Source organism: Pseudoalteromonas sp. S327, assembly GCF_005886415.1.
Classification (GTDB): domain Bacteria; phylum Pseudomonadota; class Gammaproteobacteria; order Enterobacterales; family Alteromonadaceae; genus Pseudoalteromonas; species Pseudoalteromonas atlantica.
The window spans coordinates 59117-81258 of record NZ_PNDP01000076.1; the positions used below are offsets into that span (position 1 = coordinate 59117).

General features: G+C 41.6%; 19 protein-coding genes. 14 read left to right on the plus strand and 5 right to left on the minus strand.

Annotated elements, in window-relative coordinates; all coding sequences use genetic code 11:
* Positions 1 to 319 precede the first annotated feature (319 nt).
* The 9 genes from nrdR (at position 320) to CWB60_RS19355 (ending at position 9384) form a co-directional block, all read left to right on the plus strand.
* A complete protein-coding gene (gene nrdR, locus CWB60_RS19315; RefSeq protein WP_004586861.1) occupies positions 320 to 769 on the plus strand; it encodes a transcriptional regulator NrdR in 450 nt (149 codons plus the stop codon).
* 2 nt (positions 770 to 771) lie between these two features.
* Complete coding sequence (gene ribD, locus CWB60_RS19320; RefSeq protein WP_055254706.1) at positions 772 to 1905, plus strand: bifunctional diaminohydroxyphosphoribosylaminopyrimidine deaminase/5-amino-6-(5-phosphoribosylamino)uracil reductase RibD; 1134 nt, start codon at positions 772 to 774, stop codon at positions 1903 to 1905.
* A gap of 16 nt (positions 1906 to 1921) precedes the next feature.
* Positions 1922 to 2575, plus strand: a complete 654-nt coding sequence (locus tag CWB60_RS19325) for a riboflavin synthase (protein ID WP_138579427.1) — start codon at positions 1922 to 1924, stop codon at positions 2573 to 2575.
* Between the two features lie 29 nt (positions 2576 to 2604).
* Entirely contained in the window at positions 2605 to 3717 is a 1113-nt protein-coding gene (gene ribBA / locus CWB60_RS19330) for a bifunctional 3,4-dihydroxy-2-butanone-4-phosphate synthase/GTP cyclohydrolase II (protein ID WP_055254705.1), read from the plus strand.
* Between the two features lie 101 nt (positions 3718 to 3818).
* Positions 3819 to 4283 (plus strand): 6,7-dimethyl-8-ribityllumazine synthase, encoded by a 465-nt coding sequence (ribH, locus tag CWB60_RS19335; protein ID WP_004586865.1) that lies wholly within the window; start codon positions 3819 to 3821, stop codon positions 4281 to 4283.
* Positions 4284 to 4298: 15 nt separating this feature from the next.
* Entirely contained in the window at positions 4299 to 4709 is a 411-nt protein-coding gene (gene nusB, locus CWB60_RS19340) for a transcription antitermination factor NusB (protein ID WP_004586866.1), read from the plus strand.
* A gap of 94 nt (positions 4710 to 4803) precedes the next feature.
* Positions 4804 to 5778 (plus strand): thiamine-phosphate kinase, encoded by a 975-nt coding sequence (thiL, locus tag CWB60_RS19345; protein WP_054983488.1) that lies wholly within the window; start codon positions 4804 to 4806, stop codon positions 5776 to 5778.
* On the plus strand, positions 5775 to 6260 hold the full coding sequence (locus CWB60_RS19350; protein WP_024031690.1) for a phosphatidylglycerophosphatase A family protein: 486 nt from the start codon (positions 5775 to 5777) through the stop codon (positions 6258 to 6260). Before thiL ends, CWB60_RS19350 begins: the two co-directional genes overlap by 4 nt.
* A 37-nt stretch (positions 6261 to 6297) precedes the next feature.
* Positions 6298 to 9384, plus strand: coding sequence for a ligand-binding sensor domain-containing diguanylate cyclase (locus CWB60_RS19355; protein ID WP_138579425.1), 3087 nt, complete (start codon positions 6298 to 6300; stop codon positions 9382 to 9384).
* 50 nt (positions 9385 to 9434) lie between these two features.
* Here the strand turns inward: CWB60_RS19355 and CWB60_RS19360 are convergent, their stop codons facing one another.
* From CWB60_RS19360 to CWB60_RS19375, 4 genes are all read right to left on the minus strand, one after another.
* On the minus strand, positions 9435 to 11546 hold the full coding sequence (locus tag CWB60_RS19360; protein ID WP_138579423.1) for a hypothetical protein: 2112 nt from the start codon (positions 11544 to 11546) through the stop codon (positions 9435 to 9437).
* Positions 11547 to 11738: 192 nt separating this feature from the next.
* Positions 11739 to 13601, minus strand: coding sequence for a 1-deoxy-D-xylulose-5-phosphate synthase (gene dxs, locus CWB60_RS19365; protein WP_138579421.1), 1863 nt, complete (start codon positions 13599 to 13601; stop codon positions 11739 to 11741).
* A gap of 102 nt (positions 13602 to 13703) precedes the next feature.
* Positions 13704 to 14591 (minus strand): (2E,6E)-farnesyl diphosphate synthase, encoded by an 888-nt coding sequence (ispA, locus tag CWB60_RS19370; protein ID WP_138579419.1) that lies wholly within the window; start codon positions 14589 to 14591, stop codon positions 13704 to 13706.
* 2 nt (positions 14592 to 14593) lie between these two features.
* The gene (locus CWB60_RS19375) at positions 14594 to 14836 is read right to left on the minus strand and encodes an exodeoxyribonuclease VII small subunit (protein WP_004586873.1); all 243 of its coding nucleotides are present in this window, start codon (positions 14834 to 14836) and stop codon (positions 14594 to 14596) included.
* Positions 14837 to 15151: 315 nt separating this feature from the next.
* On the opposite strand from CWB60_RS19375, the gene pomA reads away from it, so the two are divergent.
* The 4 genes from pomA to CWB60_RS19395 all read left to right on the plus strand — a co-directional run bounded on the left by pomA (position 15152) and on the right by CWB60_RS19395 (position 19545).
* Complete coding sequence (gene pomA, locus CWB60_RS19380) at positions 15152 to 15919, plus strand: flagellar motor protein PomA (RefSeq protein ID WP_004586874.1); 768 nt, start codon at positions 15152 to 15154, stop codon at positions 15917 to 15919.
* 2 nt (positions 15920 to 15921) lie between these two features.
* The gene (locus CWB60_RS19385; protein ID WP_004586875.1) at positions 15922 to 16842 is read left to right on the plus strand and encodes a flagellar motor protein MotB; all 921 of its coding nucleotides are present in this window, start codon (positions 15922 to 15924) and stop codon (positions 16840 to 16842) included.
* A 202-nt stretch (positions 16843 to 17044) separates the two neighbouring features.
* The gene (locus CWB60_RS19390; RefSeq protein WP_096042163.1) at positions 17045 to 17554 is read left to right on the plus strand and encodes a hypothetical protein; all 510 of its coding nucleotides are present in this window, start codon (positions 17045 to 17047) and stop codon (positions 17552 to 17554) included.
* Positions 17555 to 17604: 50 nt separating this feature from the next.
* Complete coding sequence (locus CWB60_RS19395) at positions 17605 to 19545, plus strand: DNA topoisomerase III (RefSeq protein ID WP_138579417.1); 1941 nt, start codon at positions 17605 to 17607, stop codon at positions 19543 to 19545.
* Positions 19546 to 19567: 22 nt separating this feature from the next.
* On the opposite strand, the gene CWB60_RS19400 is transcribed toward CWB60_RS19395, so the two are convergent.
* Entirely contained in the window at positions 19568 to 20881 is a 1314-nt protein-coding gene (locus CWB60_RS19400) for a M20 metallopeptidase family protein (RefSeq protein WP_138579415.1), read from the minus strand.
* 94 nt (positions 20882 to 20975) lie between these two features.
* On the opposite strand from CWB60_RS19400, the gene CWB60_RS19405 reads away from it, so the two are divergent.
* Positions 20976 to 21833, plus strand: a complete 858-nt coding sequence (locus CWB60_RS19405) for a tetratricopeptide repeat protein (RefSeq protein WP_024031324.1) — start codon at positions 20976 to 20978, stop codon at positions 21831 to 21833.
* The last annotated feature ends 309 nt before the right edge of the window (positions 21834 to 22142 follow it).

Genomic DNA, 22142 nt, shown 5'->3' on the forward strand with positions numbered 1-22142 from the left:
CTTTCGAGGTTTAATTTGCAGTAGTATGTTTGGTTTTTAGGCAAGGCAGAGTCTATGTAGTGTGGTTACTCCACACAAATAGGCGATAACGCAGCATAAATGCCAAACATGCACTGCCCTCGGGTTCGTCCTAGGGGCGATTTACTCTTTGTTGCTCGGTTTTTACTTAGCCCACTAGGTTATAAACCTCGCGCTGCGATCAAATCACCCCTAGATAGAACAAATTTAACCCTAAAAGGCCAACAGGCCCTATTTTTTTGCTAAGATAAAAGGCCGCTAAATAGCGGCCTTTTTTGTTTTAAAACGGAAGTACCGAGTTATGCATTGCCCATTTTGTACCGCAAAAGATACTAAAGTTATTGATTCTCGCCTAGTCGGCGGAGGCCACCAAGTTCGCCGTCGTCGTGAATGTAACGAGTGTCACGAGCGATTTACTACCTTTGAAGGCGCCGAGTTAGTTATGCCACGTGTGATTAAACAAGATGGCAGCCGAGAACCCTTTAATGAAGATAAGCTACTCAATGGCCTTAATCGCGCCCTAGAAAAACGCCCTGTAAGTACAGAGCAAGTGGATGAAGTGGTTAATATTATTAAATCGCAGTTGCGTGCTACCGGCGAGCGAGAAATATCAAGTCACCTCGTGGGTGAGTGCATAATGGAGGCGCTTAAAAAGCTGGATAAAGTAGCCTATGTGCGGTTTGCCTCTGTGTATCGCTCGTTTGAAGATATACGCGAATTTGGTGAAGAAATTGCCCGTTTAGGGGAGTAATAATGCAAAACCAAACAACCTTTACCGCGCAAGATGAAATGTACATGGCACGTGCCATCGAGCTTGCAAAAAAAGGGCGATTTACAACCACCCCCAATCCTAATGTAGGGTGTGTTTTAGTTAAAGATAACCACATAATTGGTGAAGGGTTTCATCAATTAGCTGGGCAGGGACATGCTGAGGTTAATGCTCTTGCTGTAGCAGGTGAAAATGCAAAAGGCGCGACTGCGTATGTTACGCTTGAACCGTGTAGCCATTACGGACGCACTCCCCCGTGCGCAGAGGGTTTAAAAGCCGCAGGTGTAGTAAAAGTTATTGCAGCTATGGTCGACACCAACCCACAAGTAGCAGGTAAAGGGCTTAAAATACTCAGCGATGCCGGTATTGAGGTTGCATTTGGGCTTTTAGAGCAGCAAGCGCGCGCACTTAATTTAGGTTTTTTTAAGCGTATGGAGCAGGGGCTTCCGTATGTTACGTGTAAAATGGCGGCCAGCATTGATGGTAAAACCGCGCTAAAAAATGGCCAAAGTAAGTGGATCACCGGCAGCGCTGCGCGACAAGATGTACAATTACACCGAGCACAAAGCTGCGCTATTTTAACGGGCGCGGATACGGTTATTACCGATGATGCTAAGCTAAATGTGAGGTTAAGCGAGTTGCCACAGGCTTTGCCTACTGAATTACCCCTACGCCAACCGGTGCGTGTTATAATTGACTCACAAAATAGGCTTACACCAGAGCTGGCAGTATTTAATATTGAAAGTGAAATAATAATTTTTACTACCAAGGTTGATAAATCAACGCAGTGGCCGCATTTTGTAAGGCATATAGAAGTGCCACAGCAAAATAACAAAGTTAATTTAACGTCTGTTTTAGCGCACCTTGCTAAGCTGCAATTTAATCATGTTTATTTAGAAGCGGGTGCTACACTTGCCGGTAAAATGACAGAGCTTAATTTAATAGACGAATATATATTTTATCTAGCGCCTAAACTAATGGGGTGCGATGCAAAAAGCTTAGTTAATTTTGCACCGCTGACAGATATGCAAAACACCGTTAATTTGACGTTTAAAGAGTGTGTGAAAATAGGCGATGATTTACGTATAACCGCCACAAAACACATTCCAATCACTTAATTAAAAGAGTAGGGCTATGTTTACTGGAATAATTGAAGCCACAGGCAAAATTGCGCTATTACAAAAAAAACAAGGCGATTTAGCCATTCGCATTCAAAGCGCTAATCTTGATATGAGCGATGTAAAGCTTGGCGATAGCATTGCCACTAATGGCGTATGTTTAACGGTAGTTGATAAGCACATTGATGGCTTTAGTGCCGACTTATCAAACGAAACTATCAGCTTAACTGGGTTTGCAAATTATAATATTGGCCAAACAGTTAACCTTGAAAAAGCCATGCAGCCGATTTCACGTTTAGGCGGGCATTTAGTGTCAGGTCATGTTGATGGCATTGCAACCATTACAGCCATCACTAGTAATGCGCGCGCTACAGAATATTGGCTAAGCACCGATGAAAACTTAATGAAGTACATTCCTTACAAAGGGTCTGTATGTATAGATGGTATAAGCCTGACAGTAAACGCTGTACAAGGTAATAAATTTAAATTAACCATAGTGCCGCACACAAGCGAGCAAACCACCATTGCTGATTTTAAAGTGGGCACACGCGTTAATTTAGAAGTCGACCAAATTGCACGTTATTTAGAGCGCCTTATTAAAGGGGCTGAGCAGCCGACTGGCTCAGATATTTCAATGAGCTTACTAGCTAAAGCTGGTTTTGTTAAATAACGACACTGATAACTTACACGAGCAAATTTATGAATTTACACAGCGCACAAGAAATCATCGACGACATTAAAGCCGGTAAAATGGTTATTTTAATGGATGACGAAGACAGAGAAAACGAAGGTGATTTAATCATTGCAGCAGAGCACATTAGCGCCGAAGCAATTAACTTTATGGCCACTCATGGCCGTGGCTTAATTTGTTTAACTATGACGCAAGAGCGATGTGAGCAGCTTGATTTACCGTTAATGGTTAAAAACAATGGCGCAGCGTTTTCTACTAACTTTACTATGTCGATTGAAGCTGCCAAAGGTGTAACAACGGGTATATCAGCAGCCGATAGAGCGCGTACAGTTCAAGCGGCAATTGCAAAGGGTGCTGTACCAAGCGATATTGTACAACCTGGGCATATTTTTCCTATTATGGCACAACCAGGTGGCGTGTTAACGCGCGCAGGCCACACCGAAGCTGGGTGTGATTTAGCACGTTTAGCCGGCCTTGAAGCTTCATCAGTTATTGTAGAAATCCTCAATGCCGATGGCACTATGGCGCGCCGCCCCGATTTAGAAGTATTTGCTAAAGAGCACGGTATTAAAATTGGCACAATTGCAGATTTAATTGAGTACCGAAACCTTAACGAAACCACCATAGAGCAAGTGGCTAAGTGTAAATTACCCACTGAGCACGGTGAGTTTGATTTAGTAACCTACAAAGATACGATTGACGGCCAACTGCACTACGTATTGCTAAAAGGCGAAATTAAAGAGCAAGAGCCAACGCTTGTGCGCGTGCACTTACAAAGCACCTTTAACGACATTTTACTTTCAGACAGAAGTGCGGACCGTAGTTGGGGGCTTTCTGATGCAATGGCTTACATTGCAGAAAATAACGGTGCACTGGTTATTTTAGGTAAACAAGAAAGCACCGAAGAGCTAGAGGCCACAGTAAAAGCGTTTGCTGCTGCCGATGCTGGCGAGAATGTTACGCCGCGTAAATTTAAAGGCACATCACGTACTGTTGGTGTGGGCTCGCAAATACTAGCTGATTTAGGTATTAAGCAAATGCGCTTAATGAGTCGCCCTAAAAAGTACCATGCACTTTCGGGCTTTCATTTAGAAGTGGTTGATTACGTTGAGCCACAATAAGGGCTCAGCTTTTAACTAGTCTATTTTTTTATTTTTATGGTATGATGCGCAGCAATTTTTGCGCAATCGCAACCGCTTGAACATATTTTTAGGGTTATCAAATGAAAATTATTGAAGGTAATAAGTACGCTCCAGGCAAAAAATTCGCTATTGTTATTTCTCGTTTTAACGATTTTATTGGTAGCAGCCTACTAGAAGGTGCTGTTGATGAGCTAAAGCGTACTGGTGGCGTAGCCGATGATGACATTACCGTTGTGTATGTACCCGGTGCAGTAGAGTTACCTTTAGCGGCAAAACGCATTGCGGCAAAAAAAGAGTATGATGCAATCATCGCATTAGGCGTAGTGATCAGAGGTGGTACACCACACTTTGACCTCGTTGCTGGCGAATCTAACAAAGGCCTTGCAAATGTATCGCTTGAGTATGATATCCCGGTTGCATTTGGCGTATTAACCACAGAAAGCATTGAACAAGCAATTGAACGCGCTGGTACCAAAATGGGTAACAAAGGCGGCGAAGCGGCATTAGGCGCGCTTGAAATGGTTAATGTGTTAGATAAAATTTAAGTTTAAGGAATTTTTGTGAAACCAGCAGCAAGACGTAAAGCACGTATCTTAGCACTTCAAGCCGTTTATTCTTGGCAATTAAGTGGCAATTTAATTGCCGATATCGAACAACAAATGTTGATCGAAAACGACGTGACTAAAATTGATGTTGAATACTTTAAAGATTTAGCGCGTGGCGTTGCCGTTAATTATAAGCAACTAGATGAAGCTGTATCTCCGCATTTAACACGTCCATTTGATGATTTAGATATGGTAGAGCGTGCAATTTTACGTTTAAGCGCGTATGAGCTTAAATTCCGTGAAGATGTGCCATACAAAGTAGCAATCAATGAAGGCATTGAGCTTGCTAAAATATTTGGCGCTGAAGACAGCCATAAATTTGTAAACGGTGTACTTGATAAAGCTGTTAAGCATTTACGCAAGTAATACTAACCTTGCTAAAGCGCTCTGCTAAAGAGCTTAGCTTTAACAGTTAGTACACGTTAAAAAGGAGAGCCGGCATAGGTCGGCTTTTTTGTGTATGAAGGAATTTGAATTAATAAACCGCTACTTTAAAGGTCGTGGTATAACTCGTCGTGATGTAAGCCTAGGAATAGGGGACGACTGTGCATTAGTTACCGTTCCGCAAAACTGCCAACTTGCAGTAACAACTGATACGCTTGTATCGGGTGTTCATTTTTTTGATGACATTTCTCCCCGAGCATTAGGACACCGAGCACTGGCCGTAAATCTTAGTGATTTAGCAGCCATGGGGGCTGAGCCTACTTGGGTGTCGGTGGCATTAACCCTACCAAATATTAACCAGCAGTGGATTGAAGAATTTACTGAGGGAATGCACGAAATTGCTGAGTACTTTAATGTACAAATAATTGGTGGCGATACTACGCAGGGCCCTTTAACAGTTACTATATGCGCTAAAGGCACTGTGCCAGAGGGCAAAGCTTTACGCCGTGCAGGTGCTAAAGTGGGCGACTGGGTATGTGTAACCGGCACGCTAGGTGATGCAGGCTTGGCTATTGAATCTCGCAAGCGTGGCCTAAGTATTGAGCCTGAGCACTTAAAGTACATAAATAGCCGCTTTGATTACCCCACTCCACGGGTGGCTGCAGGGCAAGTATTACGTGGCCTTGCTTCATCAGCTATTGATGTGTCTGATGGCCTTATGGCGGATTTAAGCCACATACTTGATATGTCACAAGTCAGCGCCAGTATAAATATTGAAAACATCCCAACCTCAGACGCTATGCGTTCAAGCCTGAGCTTTGAGGCGCAATTGCCGTATATTTTAGGCTATGGCGATGACTACGAATTACTTTTTACTGTCTCTGAAGATAATAAAAGCATGTTGGAGCTTAAATTACGTCAATACGGCGTAGAAGCAACGTGCATAGGGCAAATAAAAAGTGGCGAAGGGCACATTGAGCTTTTACACCACGGTGAAAAATTTAATTTTGAGCAACAGGGCTTTGAGCACTTTGCCAAGGAGCAGGTTTGACTAGCAAAAAACAGTTTAATTTAAAGCGCCCGCACCAGTTATTTGGCCTAGGGTTTGGCACTGGCCTTGCGCCTGTTGCGCCAGGCACCTTTGGTACATTTGCTGCTTTACCATTTATTTTTATGACCATGTATTTTCCGCTTTGGCTACAAATCGTGTTTGCCGTGGTTATTAGTATTTTTGGTATTTGGGCGTGTGGCAAAACCGCCGATGATTTAGGTGTGCACGACCACCCAGCTATAGTGTGGGATGAAGTTGCGGGTTATTACATTACGATGATAGGTGCAGCGCTTAGTTGGCAAACCTTACTTGTAGGCTTTTTATTATTTAGATTTTTTGATATTGCCAAACCTGGCCCGATCAAAACGCTCGATAAGCGAATGGACGGTGGCGTGGGTATAATGGCAGATGATGTACTTGCCGGTATTTTTTCGCTTATTTGTTTGCAAGCGTTAATAAAAGCAGGTTTACTACCCTTTTAATTTTTGTGTTTTATTTGTTTAACTAGGTGGCAGCGAAATGATGCGATTTTTACTGGTATGTGTACTTATGTTGTGTGCCATGCCAAGTTGGGCTTCTATTACTGATTACGTTGTTAAGCAATGGAATATCAAAGATGGCTTGCCCTCGCAATCGCTAAAAAGTGTTGTGCAAGATCAGCAAGGCTATATGTGGGTCGGAACGCAATTTGGTCTTAGTCGCTTTGACGGCACAACGTTCACTAATTACAACACACAAAATAGTCCTTTTTTGCCAAGCAATGGTATTAATAAACTGCTCATAGATAGTAATGGCTATCTGTGGGTGGGCACTAAAAGTGGCTTGGTGGTCATAAACCCGCAAACGCTTGCCGCACAAGAATTTAATATTAAAGGCCCAGTTAGAGACATATTAGAAGATGCCAAGGGCAGCATTTGGATTGCAGCTAATGGGCTTTATTATGTAGACCGCAACCAAGTTGATTTACGTGATAAAGCGAACGAACTCGTTCCTATTGTAAATGCCACTGTGATCACCCAAATAGTGGGGTCGGTTAGTCAAATGGCGCTTTCTCCAGAGGGGATTTGGCTTGTCAACGACCGTCATTTACTACGCTTAACTAAAAGCGCCTCTGATTTTTCAAAACTCAGATTGGAGTTAACAGCTAAGGTGTCATTGCCTGAGCGGTTAGCACAAACCATTGTTCATGATCTGTCTTTTTTAAATGGTAATTTATATTTAGCCTCTGAACTGGGTGCTTACTTTTTAGATTTAGACGATGAACTAAGACCTTTTCCGCTGCCGAATGCGAATAACTCAGCTGTGTATAAATTTATGAGCGACACCAATGGTGGCTTATGGGTTTCTACGTATGGACGACTACTTTTTAGAGCTAAGTCGGGTGAGTGGCAATGGGTTGAGCCAAGTCAGCTAGATCAAAGTATTTGGTTTGCCGATATTTACCGCGATAGTCAAAATAATATTTGGCTTGCAAGTTTTAGCGAAGGCTTATGGCTTGCACACGAAGGGCGTATAGAACGCCACTCTGCTTTATCGCAAATGACAGAGGCCGTTATGGCAATCAGCCAAGCGCCCGATGGTAATTTATGGGTGGCAAATAAAAGCGGTATTGGTTATTTCGATTTAAATAAAAACTTTGTCAATAAAATACCCAGTGCGCAATTTGGCCGCGCAACAGTACACGACTTACAGTTTGATGGCTCGCGTTTATATATAGCGACCGGACGAGGGCTGTTTTTTTACGAGCAAGATAAACTATATAGCTTTCCTGGCAGAGCCCTGCGCGACAATCCGGTATTTGCTATTAGCCCATCAAGCAAAGGTGGTTTTTGGATAGGTACAGGGCGTGGCTTGTATAGGCTAAGTTATGGCGGGTTAACACCCTTTGCATACAATGCCTTTTTAGGCAGTAAATTTATAACGTATGTGCTCGATAAAGCAAACTTTGGTGTAATAGGGACCAGTAAAGGGGCGTATTACTTTACTGACCGCGGCATTGAAAAAATAGGTGACCAAACCTCGCTCGAAAGTGCATACATCACCAGCGTATTACACATAGATGGCGTAGGTATTTTAATTGGCTCGCTTAATGACGGCTTATTTTACAGAAGTTTGCAAGGGCATTGGCGACAGTTAGATGCAGCCAACGGCTTACCTTATGGCTCTATTTTTAGCCTAGAGTATGACAAAACCTATAAGCGTGTATGGGTAAGTACCATGAAAGGTGTTTACCGTATGCCAGTAGCGCAATTTAAATCAGAGGTGTCGAGCTTAAAAGTGGAAGAGGTTATTTCTTCTTTTGATAGGCAGCTCGATGGTAAAGCAAGCCAGTGTTGTAACGGTTTAGGACACGATGCCGTTGCCATGACCGATTATTCAATTTGGTACCCAAGCTTACAAGGCATTGTAGAAATACCTAAAAATACCGAGCTATTTGGCTTAAATGTATTAAAGCCTAAAGTAGAAACACTAACCACACCACTGCGCGCGTTAACTACCGCAGCATTGGGCGAAAAGCCTTTACTAGATACTGATGAGCGCGACATAACGTTAAAGTACACCGCCATCGATTATTATGCGCCAAATAGTATTGAGTTTAGATATAAGTTAAGTGGGTTAGATAGTGATTGGCGCTATGCTAATGCACGCCGGGAAGCCATTTATACAAACTTACCGGCGGGATCATTTTTATTTGAGCTTGAGGCAAAACGCCAAGGCGAAGATTGGGACAGAGCGCAAACTATCGAGTATGCATTTGTAGTACCGCAACGCTTTGACGAAACTATTTACTTTAGATTGCTAATCGTTAGTGGGTTTATTTTACTGTTTTACTTTATTTTTTGGGTATTTAGAGCGCAAGAGCGCCGCAAGCAAGAAGTACTCGAAGCCCTAGTTACAGAGCGTACATTAGAGCTGCGCCAAGCTAACGATAAATTAGGCCAAGTAAACTCACAGCTTAAACTAGTTAGTCACTCAGATGAGCTTACAGGGCTACGTAGTCGTCGCTTTTTGTTTGATCAGCTCCCTAAAGATATTGAGCACTTCCAACGTAATGCACAGTCTTTACAAGCGCAAGGTAAGTCACTTGTACTGCTTATTATCAACTTTGATAACTTTAGCCGTATAAACGATGCATATGGCCCAATAGCAGGAGATAGCTGCTTACAACAAATGGCAGCATTACTTAATTCACGTACCCAAGGCTCTGACTATGTAGCACGCTGGAGTGGGGATGAGTTTTTATTATTGCTGCGCGATTTTAAGTGCAACATGATTGACAGCTATGCCTCTGATTTATGCCAAGCAATTGCTTTAAATTCGTTTCAATTACCAAACGGTAAAACAACTAATATTACGGCTTCATTGGGGTGGTCTTTTTACCCACTGCCACTTTTAGGTGGGCAAGTAATAAGCTGGGAAACGTCGATAAACTTAGCCGATATAGCGCTTCATCAGGTTAAAAAACGCGGTGGTGACGGTGTCGCAAATATTACGTTTGATAAACAGTTGGATGCGTTTGAGTTTGAGCAAAATTCGAATGTAGATCAGCAGCTGGGTATTTTACAAAGTAATGGCTTAGCAGATATTAAAGTGTGGATGCGATAATGCCCAACCTACAAAAGTAGGTTAGGCATGGTGAGGGTAACGCTATTTAATTACTGGTTTAGCCACGCTGGTAAAATAGCCACTGACTCAGGTGCACTAAATGCCATACTTGCATCGGCACTTATATCTCCCCCTGCGGTACTTAAAATATTATTAAAGCGCATAACTACGTTGTTAGACTTTTCGGCAACGTATAAATTGGTTCCGCTATACATAATATCAACAGGGTTTCCTAATAATGTATTGGGCCCGCTAATCGTCGCGCTTATATTAACTAGTCCCGAGGCATTTGCGGTATTATTTAATACATAAATTTTGCCATCGTCAGCAACGGCTGCGCTGCCTACATCAGAAAGTATTAACGCACCACTTAATGAGTCGTAATCTATTCCATGAATATTGGTAGGCGCTGCCAGTGCTTGTGAATTATTGGCAGGTGTAATTAATCTATCTTCTGTACTTATTGTGGTCTCGCCACTTAGTAGCTTATTTTTAACTTGATCAAATACCGCTACAGTGCCATTGGTTAGCGCAACAAAAGCGCGGTCAGTGTTACTGTCGTAATCAACATCCCACGGGCGTGCATTATTGGCAAAAGTTAAGGTCATAAGAGGTGATGCGTCGCCGGTGGCACAGCTTGAAAATATAGCAATGCTCGGCGTGGTTTCATTATTTTCAGCCACAAAAATCATTCCACTATCGGAGGCAATATCTAATCCTTTAGGTGAAATAAGGCCTGTATTGCTTCCTGAAATCAGTCTATCTTGGCTGGCGTTAAATGTTTCGCCATCACGGTTATAAGCCACTTTAGTAGAGATGACGATTCCGCCCATTCCTGTACTGGCATTATCGAATGTTGCGTAGCTATTACCTGCTTTATCAAAGCTAACGCTTTCTATCGTTTGGCTTGCATTATAGCTTGCAAGTTCGCTACTTAATGCTGTATTTAAACGGCTAATTTGGCCTGTTGTATCACCCGCAGTGCTTGGATTACTGGATACGGCTACGCCTAATAGCGCCATATTAGGCTCAGTACTATCTGATATATCAGCCATTGAGCTTTGAGTTAGCGTGTTAGTAATTGACTCTGGCTTAGTAGACGCAGTACTTAAATCGGGCGCTATATCGCCACTTTCACCGGCAAATATATTACTAAACACTAAAATTGCATCGTTTGATTTTTCGGCCACACGTAAATCGCTACCCTCAAGGGTAATATCTACAGGGTTGCCTAGCATAGTCGCAGGGCCTGAAATACTGCGTGCAACAGATGTATTACCTTGCGCAGTTGAGGCATTATTAATAACAAAAAGCGCGCCATCGGTAGCATCTGATGCGCTACCAACATCCGATAAAATAAGTTTATTGGTGGTTTCATCATAAACAATGCCGTGAATATTTACCGATATTTGCACACCATCGGCATCGCTTGGTGTAATAGTACGACTTGGCATAGCGGTAAATTCACCGCTTACAAAATTATCATAAACCGCGACATCACCGTTGGTAAGTGCTACATAAAGTCGGTCGTTTACGTGGTCATAATCAACATCCCACGGGGCGGCTTCGGTAACAGTGGTAGCAAGCGGCGCGGCATCTCCCGCTGCAGCACTGCCAAATGTGGTAATTTGCATGGCACCAAAATCAGCTATAAATATCAGCCCGCTATTTTTTGCAATCGCTATGCCCTTAGGATTAACTAGTGTAGTGGCAGGGCCTGTAATTTCACGGTCTTGATTAGTACTAAAGCTTGCACCATCATCGCGATTGGCAAGTTGGCATATAGTTTTAATGCTACCATTTTCGCTGTCGCTTGCTTGTATTAAATTACCGAGGCTATCAAAGGCTACGCCTTCATTTGCAGTGGTATTAAAGGTCTTTAATTTGGCAGCGTCCTGGTTTATTAAATCAACAGTGCCTGCGTTTTGCTCGCCGTTATTAGCTAAAATAAACGTGGCTGCACTAAAGCCGGGGTTACCGTTTGTGCCATCGTTTCCATCTTGACCATCTGCTCCCGGCGTACCGGCTAAACCGTTTTCTCCATCATCACCGCTACACCCTGAAATACCAAGTACTATCCCAAGCGCTAATGCTGAAAAACAAAGGGGGCGTTTAAGTGAACTGTTTTGTGTATGAAGGTGAGTTAAATTAGCTTTTTTCATCATTTTTACCTTTTAATATTCCATCAAATGAAAGTAAATAACGTGCCTGTTTATACTCCTCAGTACGTACTATTTACTGTGTTAACCTCATAGAGATAACGCGTAGAAATACACATTGGATGCAAATATTTAAAAATAAAAAACAAAAAAGGAGCCATCAGGCTCCCTTTAAAAGCTAGCTAGCAAAAATAATTAAGCGATAAACGATTTTATTGAATTTAAAATGCCTTGTTCGCCTAAGCCCATTTCATCGTGCATTTGCGCTTGTGTGCCGTGCTTAATAAATTCATCAGGAATACCTAAGTTAAGCACCTTTAGGTTGGCTTTTTGCGCTGCTAAATATTCATTAACCGCTGAGCCTGCGCCACCACAAATAGCGTTGTCTTCAAGCGTTACTATTACATCATGAGTTTGGCTAAGCTCATCTAATAAACTTGTATCAAGTGGCTTAATAAAGCGCATATTAACTAGCGTTGCACCTAGCTCATTTGCAGCAAGTTGCGCGTTTTCAAGCAAAGTACCAAAGGATAAAATAGCAATTTTAGCGCCTTGTTTAATGGTATTGGCTTTGCCTATTTCTAGTAGCGTCATTTCGCTTTGAATATCGGCAGTACCGGCACTACCACGAGGGTAGCGAACTGCTACAGGGCAATTAGCCTTATAACCGGTATAAAGCATATGGCGGCACTCGTTAGTATCACTAGGGGCCATAATAACCATGTTGGGAATACAGCGCATAAAGCTTAAGTCGTACGCACCTTGGTGTGTTTCGCCGTCGGCGCCTACAATACCAGCGCGGTCTATAGCAAAAAGCACAGGTAAGTTTTGCAGTGCAACATCATGGATAAGTTGATCATAAGCACGTTGTAAAAAGCTCGAGTAAATAGCTACAACGGGTTTTAACCCTTCACAGGCAAAACCGGCGGCCAATGTGACAGCGTGCTGCTCAGCTATAGCTACATCGAAATATTGCTCTGGGTGTTCTTTTGAAAAACGCACCATACCTGAGCCTTCACGCATTGCAGGCGTAATAGCCATTAATTTTTTATCTTGCTCGGCCATATCACACAACCAGTCACCAAACACCTTAGAGAAAGTGGCGGCGCCAGGTTTAGATTTAGGTAAGCTTGATGTATTAGGGTCAAACTTTGGCACACCGTGATAGCCAATAGGATCAGCTTCTGCGGGTTTATAGCCTTTTCCTTTTTGAGTTTTTATATGTAAAAGCTGAGGCCCTTTTAAATTACGCATATTACGCAGTGTATCTACGAGCATATTTACATCGTGGCCATCAATTGGGCCAATATAATTAAGACCTAGTTCTTCAAAAAAGGTACCTGGAATAACCATTCCTTTTAGGTGCTCTTCTACTTTACTGGCAAGCTCTTTAACAGGAGGCACGCCAGAGAGTAACTTTTTACTGCCTTCGCGAATATTTGTGTAAAAGCTGCCAGATAAAATACGCGCAAAGTGATTAGTTAACGCACCGACGTTTTCAGAAATCGACATTTCGTTATCATTTAAAATGATTAACATGTCAGATTTTACATCGCCTAAGTGGTTCATTGCTTCAAATGCCATACCTGCTGTAATGGCGCCATCGCCTATAACGGCAACAGTTTTGCGGCCTTTACCTTCTTTTTTAGCCGCAATAGACATACCAAGCGCTGCCGAAATAGAGGTACTTGAATGGCCTACGCTAAAGGTATCGTATTGGCTTTCTTCACGAAAAGGGAATGGATGTAATCCGTCTTTTTGGCGAATAGTATGCATTAAATCGCGTCGTCCCGTTAAAATTTTATGCGGGTACGCTTGATGGCCTACATCCCATACAAGGCGATCTTCTGGTGTGTTATACACATAATGTAGAGCAACGGTAAGCTCAACAGTTCCTAAACCAGACGCTAAATGGCCGCTACTTTGCGAAACAGAGTTGAGTAAATAGTCTCGTAACTCGTTGCTAAACGCAGGGAGTTTATCTTGCGCTATATCGCGTAAGTGGGCTGGTTCGTCAACCAAGTTAAGTAATGGATACTTGCTACTATCAAGTGTCATGGTATTTATTTTATCCTTCGCTAACACCGGTGCTAACTTATTAGTTGTTACCGCTGTTGAGTAATAATGTCAGTGCTAAATGGCAATACGTATATGTAACACTCAATGGTCACGTTTAATCAGGTAGTTTGCCAGCGCCGCTAGAGTAGAGGTATCAGCATCTATTTTGTTTAATGCTTGATGCGCTTGCTCTATTAAATTTTGCGCCATTTGCTTGGCACCTTGCATACCTAATAGGGCCGGATAAGTTGCTTTATTAGCAGCTAAATCAGAGCCTTGTGGCTTACCTAAAGTAAATGTGTCACCTTCAACATCTAAAATGTCGTCGTGCACTTGAAATGCCAGCCCTATAGCATACCCAAAAACACGTAAGTTTTCTAAGGTTTGTTTGTCTGCTTTTTCGCTACATAATGCACCCAATGTAATGGCACAGTTGATTAAGGCACCCGTTTTTAATCTATGAATTCGTTCAAGCTGTTGTACTGTAATCACTTTATCTGTGGCTGCAATATCTAGCCCTTGCCCGCCTACCATGCCTTCTAGCCCCGATGCTTTAGCCAGTGCGCTGATCATTTTTACTTGTGTTGATGCGCTGCAGGTAAAATTGTGAGCCGAGATAAGCTCAAAGGCCAATGTTTGAAGTGCATCGCCCGCTAAAATTGCATGCGCATCGTCAAACTCTATATGGCAAGTTGGGCGTCCACGGCGAAGGTCGTCATCATCCATGGCTGGTAAATCATCGTGCACCAACGAGTAGCTATGAATACACTCAATAGCAGCAGCAAGAATATCTAAATCTTGCTTATTAGCTCCGAGCATTTCACCACTTGCGTAGACTAAAAAGGGGCGTAAACGCTTGCCACCGTTAAATAAGCCGTACTGCGTGGCTTCTTTTACTGTGTGTGCAGTATCAAGGGATTGATCAAAGTACTGTTGCAGGGTCTTTACGACATCTTGTTGAGCACATTCTATTTTTTCTTGTATGCTCACGGTTATTCCATATCGTTGTTAAATGAAGTAAGCGCTGCTTTTTCGTCATTACCCATCAAAATAGACACTTTTTGTTCTGCTTGTTGTAACTTACCCGTTGAGGCGTTAGCTAAGGCTATACCACGCTCAAATTGCTTTAACGACTGTTCAAGCGATAAATCACCTTGTTCCATTTCACCGACAATGGTTGATAGTTCTTCGAGTGCTTGTTCAAAACTTAGGTTTTCAGGTTTTTTAGTCGCCATGTTTAATTTCAGCCAGCATGATAAATTTAGGAGCCAATTTTAGGGGGAATGCTAAACTAGGTCAAAGGATGATCGTTGTTTTTTGAGTTATATCAGTTTAAATCGTATTTTTACCATGTATAAGATGCGTATTAGTGCTCACTGTGTACAATAAAATTAATCAGTCGCTAGGCGAGTAGGGTATCTTGATCTAAAATTAGGCCAAACACAGTGTTTTACACTTTTTTCAAAAATGGCTTAAGTATTTCAGTATCTTGCCGATAAGCAGTTAATAATAAAAGTTTGAATAACAAAGTATAATACTTTGGAGGAAATGTGGATTTAGCAACCATAATTGGGATCCTTGGCGCAATTGGTTTAATTGTCATGTCCATGTTTATGAGTAGTAGCGGTGAAATGGGGATGTTTGCCGATGCGCCTTCTAGTGTAATTGTATTTGGTGGCTCACTATTTATTGTGTTATCAAACTTTACCTTGTCGCAGTTTTTGGGCATAGGTAAGGTTGTTGGTAAAGCATTTATGTTTAAAATCGAATCGCCAGAAGAGCTGATTGAAAAAGCAGTTGAACTTGCTGATTCAGCCCGTAAAGGGGGGTTTTTAGCCCTCGAAGAAGCCGAAATACCAAACCCTTTTATGCGCAAAGGTGTAGATATGCTCGTTGATGGCCACGATGCTGATGTAGTTCGTGCCACGCTTCAAAAAGACATTTCTTTAACCACTACTCGTCACGAACTGGGCGCCGGTTTATTTAAGTCACTTGCCGATATAGCCCCAGCAATGGGTATGATAGGTACGTTAATAGGCTTAGTTGCTATGTTATCTAACATGGATGACCCTAAAGCCATTGGCCCCGCAATGGCGGTGGCATTATTAACTACTTTATATGGTGCATTTTTAGCAAATGTAGTGGCTATTCCTATTCAGGTAAAACTGGAGCTTCGTAAAGACGAAGAAGCCATGAATCAGCGTCTAATACTGGATGCTATTTTAGGTATTCAAGATGGCCAAAACCCGAAAGTAATTGAAGGTATTTTGAAAAACTACCTTGCTGAGTCTAAGCGCAAAGTAGATACCGAGGAGTAACCATGTCTGATCAAGAGTGCAAATGCCCACCCCCAGGTTTGCCTGCTTGGATGGGAACATTTGCCGACCTAATGTCGCTTTTAATGTGCTTTTTTGTACTTTTGCTCGCGTTTTCAGAAATGGATGTACTTAAATTTAAGCAAATAGCAGGCTCGATGAAGTTTGCATTTGGTGTGCAAAACAAAATAGAAGTAAAAGATATCCCTAAAGGGACCTCGGTTATTGCTATGGAATTTACCCCTGGTAAGCCTGAACCTACCCCGATAGAAACCATTCAGCAACAAACGGTTGAAATGACCCAGCAAATGTTAGAGTTTCAAGCGGGTGATGAAAGCTCTGCTGGTGGTAGACAAGAGCAACGTGGCGATAAGCGTGGTGGCGAGTCACGTAGTACATCGCAGCAGCAATCTTCAGAGCAAGCAACTTCAGCCGCCGATCAAGAACAAACTAACGAGTTAGTGAAAAAAATAGCACAACAGCTCGAAAAACAAATTATCGACGGTGCAATCGAGCTTGAATCTTTAGGACAGCAAATCATTATTCGTATCCGTGAAAATGGCTCATTTCCCTCTGGCAGTGCTTTTTTACAACCTAAGTTTAAGCCCATAATTCAAGATATTGGTGAGTTATTAAAAGATGTACCTGGAGAAATTACGGTATCGGGTCACACCGATGATTTTCAGGTTTCTAACGAGTTGTATATTAATAACTGGGACTTATCGTCAAAGCGTGCTGTAGCAGTAGCAAGCGAATTACAAACGGTACAAGGGTTTGATAAAAACCGTATGATGGTCGTAGGGCGTGCTGATACTCGTCCACTTGTTCCGAATGATTCAAACGAAGATAGGCGTAGAAATCGCCGAGTAGAAATATCAATCTTACAAGGTAAGGCTAAAGAGTCAGACCCTATTGATGTGCGCTAGGCGAGTAGCGGGCGCTAATTTCTCTAATTAAGTTTCTTTTTAAGGTACTTAATCGCCTAAGTATCTTGGCAAGTTCATTATTTTAGCTTAAAGTACATTTCTTTAACATATGTAATGGTGTTTCTGTGAAAATAATCGATAAATATTGCTATATGCCGGGAAATGGTTCTGGTGGTGACGATGATAAGACTAATGATTAACTATGTTTAGATGGTTCAATGAGTTATATGCATTTATTGAGCTCAGCTGGGTTTTGTTTTTACTTCCAGCTATAGTTATTTTTTTTCTACGAAAAGATTATTTAGCACTCAGGTTTGTTTGTATCACGAGTGCTTTTTTCTTATTTGGTGCTTTTATATATGAGCCTTTAAAAACGTTTGATAAAGATATTAACATTTACAGGTACGTCATTTGGGCTTTTAATGATATTGCTTGGATGGCATTAATTGCTTATCTAGGCTTAAAAGATAAAGTTTATTTATGGCAATGTGTATTAGGGCAACTTGTGGTTGTAATGGCCCCAACTTTACAGTTGTTCAGAGTTGTAGATCGCCATTTATGGGATTTATCTTATAGTACTTTAATGTATAAAACTCTTTTACCTCTGATTAATATTTCTACTGTAGTAGTATGTTACCTCCCTCTTATTTATATTTTAGTTAAAAACAAAGAAGACCAGATTAGTAGTAAATATAAAACTCCCTCCCCCTAAAATAGCTGTGCTAAACTACTGTTCATATAAACAGTTAGTGAGCAACTCCCATGAAACTCTATATCGCAGAAAAGCCATCACTTGGCAGAGCTATTGCTGATGCATTGCCAAAACCACATAAAAAACACGATGGTTATATAGAAGTGGCTAATGGTGACTGTGTCTCGTGGTGTATAGGGCACTTACTAGAGCAAGCTGAACCTGATGATTATGATGCGCGTTTTAAAAAGTGGCAATTTGAACACCTCCCCATAGTGCCACAGCAATGGCAGCTCAAGGCAAAAACGAAAACGCGTAAACAATTAACTATTTTAAAAAAGCTAATTAAGCAGGCATCAGTACTCGTGCATGCGGGCGATCCCGACCGCGAAGGCCAATTGTTGGTTGATGAAGTCATAGAGCAAGCCAAAATAAGTAAAACCAAAAAGCAAAGCATTCAACGTTTACTTATAAGTGATTTAAATTTAGCGGCGGTAAAAAAAGCGCTTACTACTATGCGTTCAAATCGTGAATTTATTCCGCTTAGTGTGTCGGCGCTTGCGCGTTCACGTGCAGATTGGCTATTTGGTATGAACCTTACGCGTGCTTATACGCTGGCGGGACAAAAAGCAGGCTTTGGCAATGTGTTGTCGGTGGGTCGCGTACAAACCCCAATTTTAGGTTTAGTGGTTAATCGGGATAACGAAATAGCTAACTTTGTGTCAAAACCATTTTATGAAGTGTTGGCGCATTTAATAACCCCTGAGCAGCAAAGCTTTGTGGCCAAGTGGGTACCAAGCAAAGCCTGCGAGCCGTACCAAGATGAAGAGGGCCGCGTTTTAAATAATGCATTAGCCGAAAACGTCGCTTCGCGAATAGCCAATCAACCAGCTGAAGTCACTGCGCTCGAACAAAAACAAAAAAAACAAAGCGCGCCGCTGCCTTATAATTTATCGGCACTGCAAATAGATGCTGCAAAGGCATTTGGTATGGCTGCTCAGCAAGTACTCGATATTTGCCAAACGCTCTATGAGCGTCATAAGTTAATTACTTACCCTCGTTCTGATAATCGTTATTTGCCTAAAGAGCATCATTTAGATGCGCCTGTAATTTTAAAAGCAATTGCAGCTAATGGCGGTCAAAATACTGAGTTTGTGAATGGGGCAGACGCTAAAAAACGCAGCAAATGTTTTAACGATGCAAAAGTGGCTGCACACCATGCAATTGTACCTACCGCCAAACAACTAAAAACAGCGACTTTGGCGCCTGATGAAGCAAAAGTATATCAACTTATTAGCAGGCATTACCTAATTCAGTTTTACCCCGATTATATTTATAACGAAACTAAAGTAGAGGTAACAATTGCGGGAGGTTTATTTAAAGCCAATGCAAAGCAAGATGTAAGCTTAGGGTTTAAGGTATTAATGGGCAAAGCCGAGCTAAAAGATGAAGCAACCTTGCCTCATTTAACAAAAGGCATGGCGCTTAACTGCACTAAAGGTGAAGTTATAGAAAAACACACTACGCCACCGTCTCATTTTACTGATGCAACATTGCTAAGTGCCATGACCGGCATTAGTCGTTATGTAAAAGATTCACAAATTAAAAAAATACTCAAAGAGACCGATGGGCTAGGAACAGAGGCAACCCGCGCAGGCATTATTGAATTATTATTTAGGCGTCGTTTTTTAAAGCGCGAAGGTAAATCAATTAAAGCAACGCAAACAGGCTTGGCACTTATTAGTGTTTTACCAGAGGGTTTAGCTAGCCCCGATTTGACCGCTAAATGGGAGGCGAGTTTAGGCAACATTGCTCAACAAGCAATGAGCTACCAACAATTTTTACAACCACTGCTGGTGGAGCTTGAAGGTTTTGTACAGCAAGCAGCTAGTTGTGATAGCCATGTATTTTCAAAGCTACCTAAAACACCACCTAAAAAGCGCTTTGCTATGGGTGGTAAAAAAGCAGCATTTAAAAAATCAAATTATAAAAAGAGCTCAGCAACCACTTAATCGCTGAGCTCTCAAATACGGCTTATTTTTTATTAAATAATGCGACTACAGCGTTACTCATGGCTTTTATACCGGTCGGTAATGCTACTTTATAATCTGGCGCAAATTTACTTGAGTGTAATGAGGGAAGTGTTCGGTTACTTTTCATCGCATTTGTATATTGCTGCTGGTTTACTCCACCTAACCAAAATAACGTAATAGGAATGTTTTCATCAGTTCTACCGTACAGTCCAAAATCTTCACCAGCCATAACCGCTTTTGTCTCAAGTACATTAGTTTCGCCAATTGCATCAGCAATAGCACTCCTAACAATATTAGTTTGCTGAGGGTTATTGTAAGTAGATGGAATAGATTCATCTTCATGAACGTGAACAACAGGGTAGTGTGACTCAGTAAGGCCAGCACTTTGAGCAATACCCGCTGTAATACGTTTTATTGCTGCTATTTGCGCCGTACGTACCTCTGGGTTGTAGCTTCTAAGTGTAAGCTGTAGTTTTACTTCATCGGAAATCACATTATGCTTTGAGCCACCATGAATAGAGCCCACAGTCACAACGGAAGGCTCAAGTGGAGAAAGCTCGCGGCTTGTGATTGTTTGTAATGCTAATACCGTACGCGCCGCAATAACTACAGGGTCTACAGTAGTGTGCGGGTAGGCGCCGTGTCCGCCTTTACCTTTTATAGTTATATCTACCGAATCAACACTTGCCATGGTGTATTCATTTTTCATTGATACCTTACCCGCAGGCACGCTGGCACTAACATGCAGCGCCATAACATGATCAGGCTTAGCATATTTACTAAATAAGCCTTCACTTAACATGGCTTTTGCTCCACCGCCAACTTCTTCTGCAGGTTGCGCAACCATCATTAACGTTCCTTGCCACTTATCTTTATGGGCAATAAGTTGCTCAGCAGTACCAATAAACGAGCTCATATGTATATCGTGGCCACAGCCATGCATTACACCTACTTTATTCCCATGCTCATTGGTCACTTGTACTTTAGATGCATAAGGTTTACCGGTTTGCTCTGTGATTGGTAGGCCATCGGTATCAGTACGAATCATTATTGTAGGGCCGGTGCCATTTTTATAAATCCCTACCACACCGTAGCCGCCCACATTATCTGTTACGTCAAACCCAAGGTTTGTTAATTGCGATGCTATTTTTTGGCCAGTTTCTTGTTCGTGATATGAAAGCTCTGGAGATTGATGTAAGTCGAGGTAAAACTTTTCAATAGCTGGCATACTCTTAGTTAAATCTAAGTTTAGTGACTTAGCGTAAGTAAGTGGGCTTGCTATCATAAATGCTGCAGCTAGATAGGTGATTTTCATGTTTTCCCTCATTATTTGAAAGTATTTAATACTTGTATTTATTATGTTCGTCTCCATATAAAAACCTAAATAAATGAATATGGCAATTAATTCAATGAGCAACATAGTTAGTATCAACGCACAAAACCTTCAGCAAGTACTCGGTGAAACATCACAACAAAAGTTGGTGCTGCTTAACTTCCACTCGCCACAAAGTCCTGAGTGTATTAGCCAAATCGGTATATTAGAAAATTTAGCTACGCAATATAAAGACCATATTGTAGTGGCTAATCTTGATTGTGACGCAGAACAAGCACTCGCCTCGCAATTAGCGCAGCAGGTTGGCTTGCAAACCTTACCTACACTTGTGTTGTTAAAAGATTCAGCTCCAGTAGATTTATTAGCGGGTGCACAAACAGACGCGCAAATTCGCGAAGCCCTGAGTAAGCATTTACCAGCGCAACAGGACCTACTTCTTGAACAAGCAAAACAAGCATTATTAAAGTCGGATCTAAATGCTGCATTTAATTACGCAAAGCAAGCGTATGAAATAGACAGTGCAAACGCACGTATAAAGCTTGTGTTAGCCGATATATGCATTCAAATACACAAGTTAGATGATGCGCAAGCACTCATTGATACAATTGACGCCCAAGAGCAAGATGCTTATTTTCATAATATAAAAGCTAAATGCGAAGCGGCTCTAGAAGCTACCGACTCGCCAGAGATAAAAGAAAAGCAATCGCAAGTAGAAAAGTACCCAAATGACTTAGACCTGAAAATAGAGTTAAGCCAATTGCTAAATGATGCAGGACGAAAAGAAGAAGCACTCGAAACACTGTTCAGCGTACTTAAAAAGGATCTTAACTTTAATGACGCTAAAGCAAGCTTTTTAGCAATTATCGCTTCTCTACCAGATGGAGATGCACTTGCAGCAAAATACAGAAGAAAGCTTTATAGTATTTTGTATTAATACGCGCAGTTAATAAATTAACTTAAAAGCACCTTATAGGTGCTTTTTGCGTTTTATACATCGTTATATTTAAAACAAACTGGCTTTTGTGTATAGGTTTAGTTTGTTTTTTGTACTGTCTTTGGCTCTTTAGAGTGAAAAATGCACGAAAGAGCTTTTATTTATAGTTTTTATTAAAAAACGCTTGCGTAAAAATCCGTTCTCCCTATAATGCGACCCCACTGAGACGGCAGAGCGCAACGCATAGCGAGGCAAGAGCTACTTAGTAAGTCGAGTAAAACTTAGTTTTAAAAACTTTCAAGTTTAACA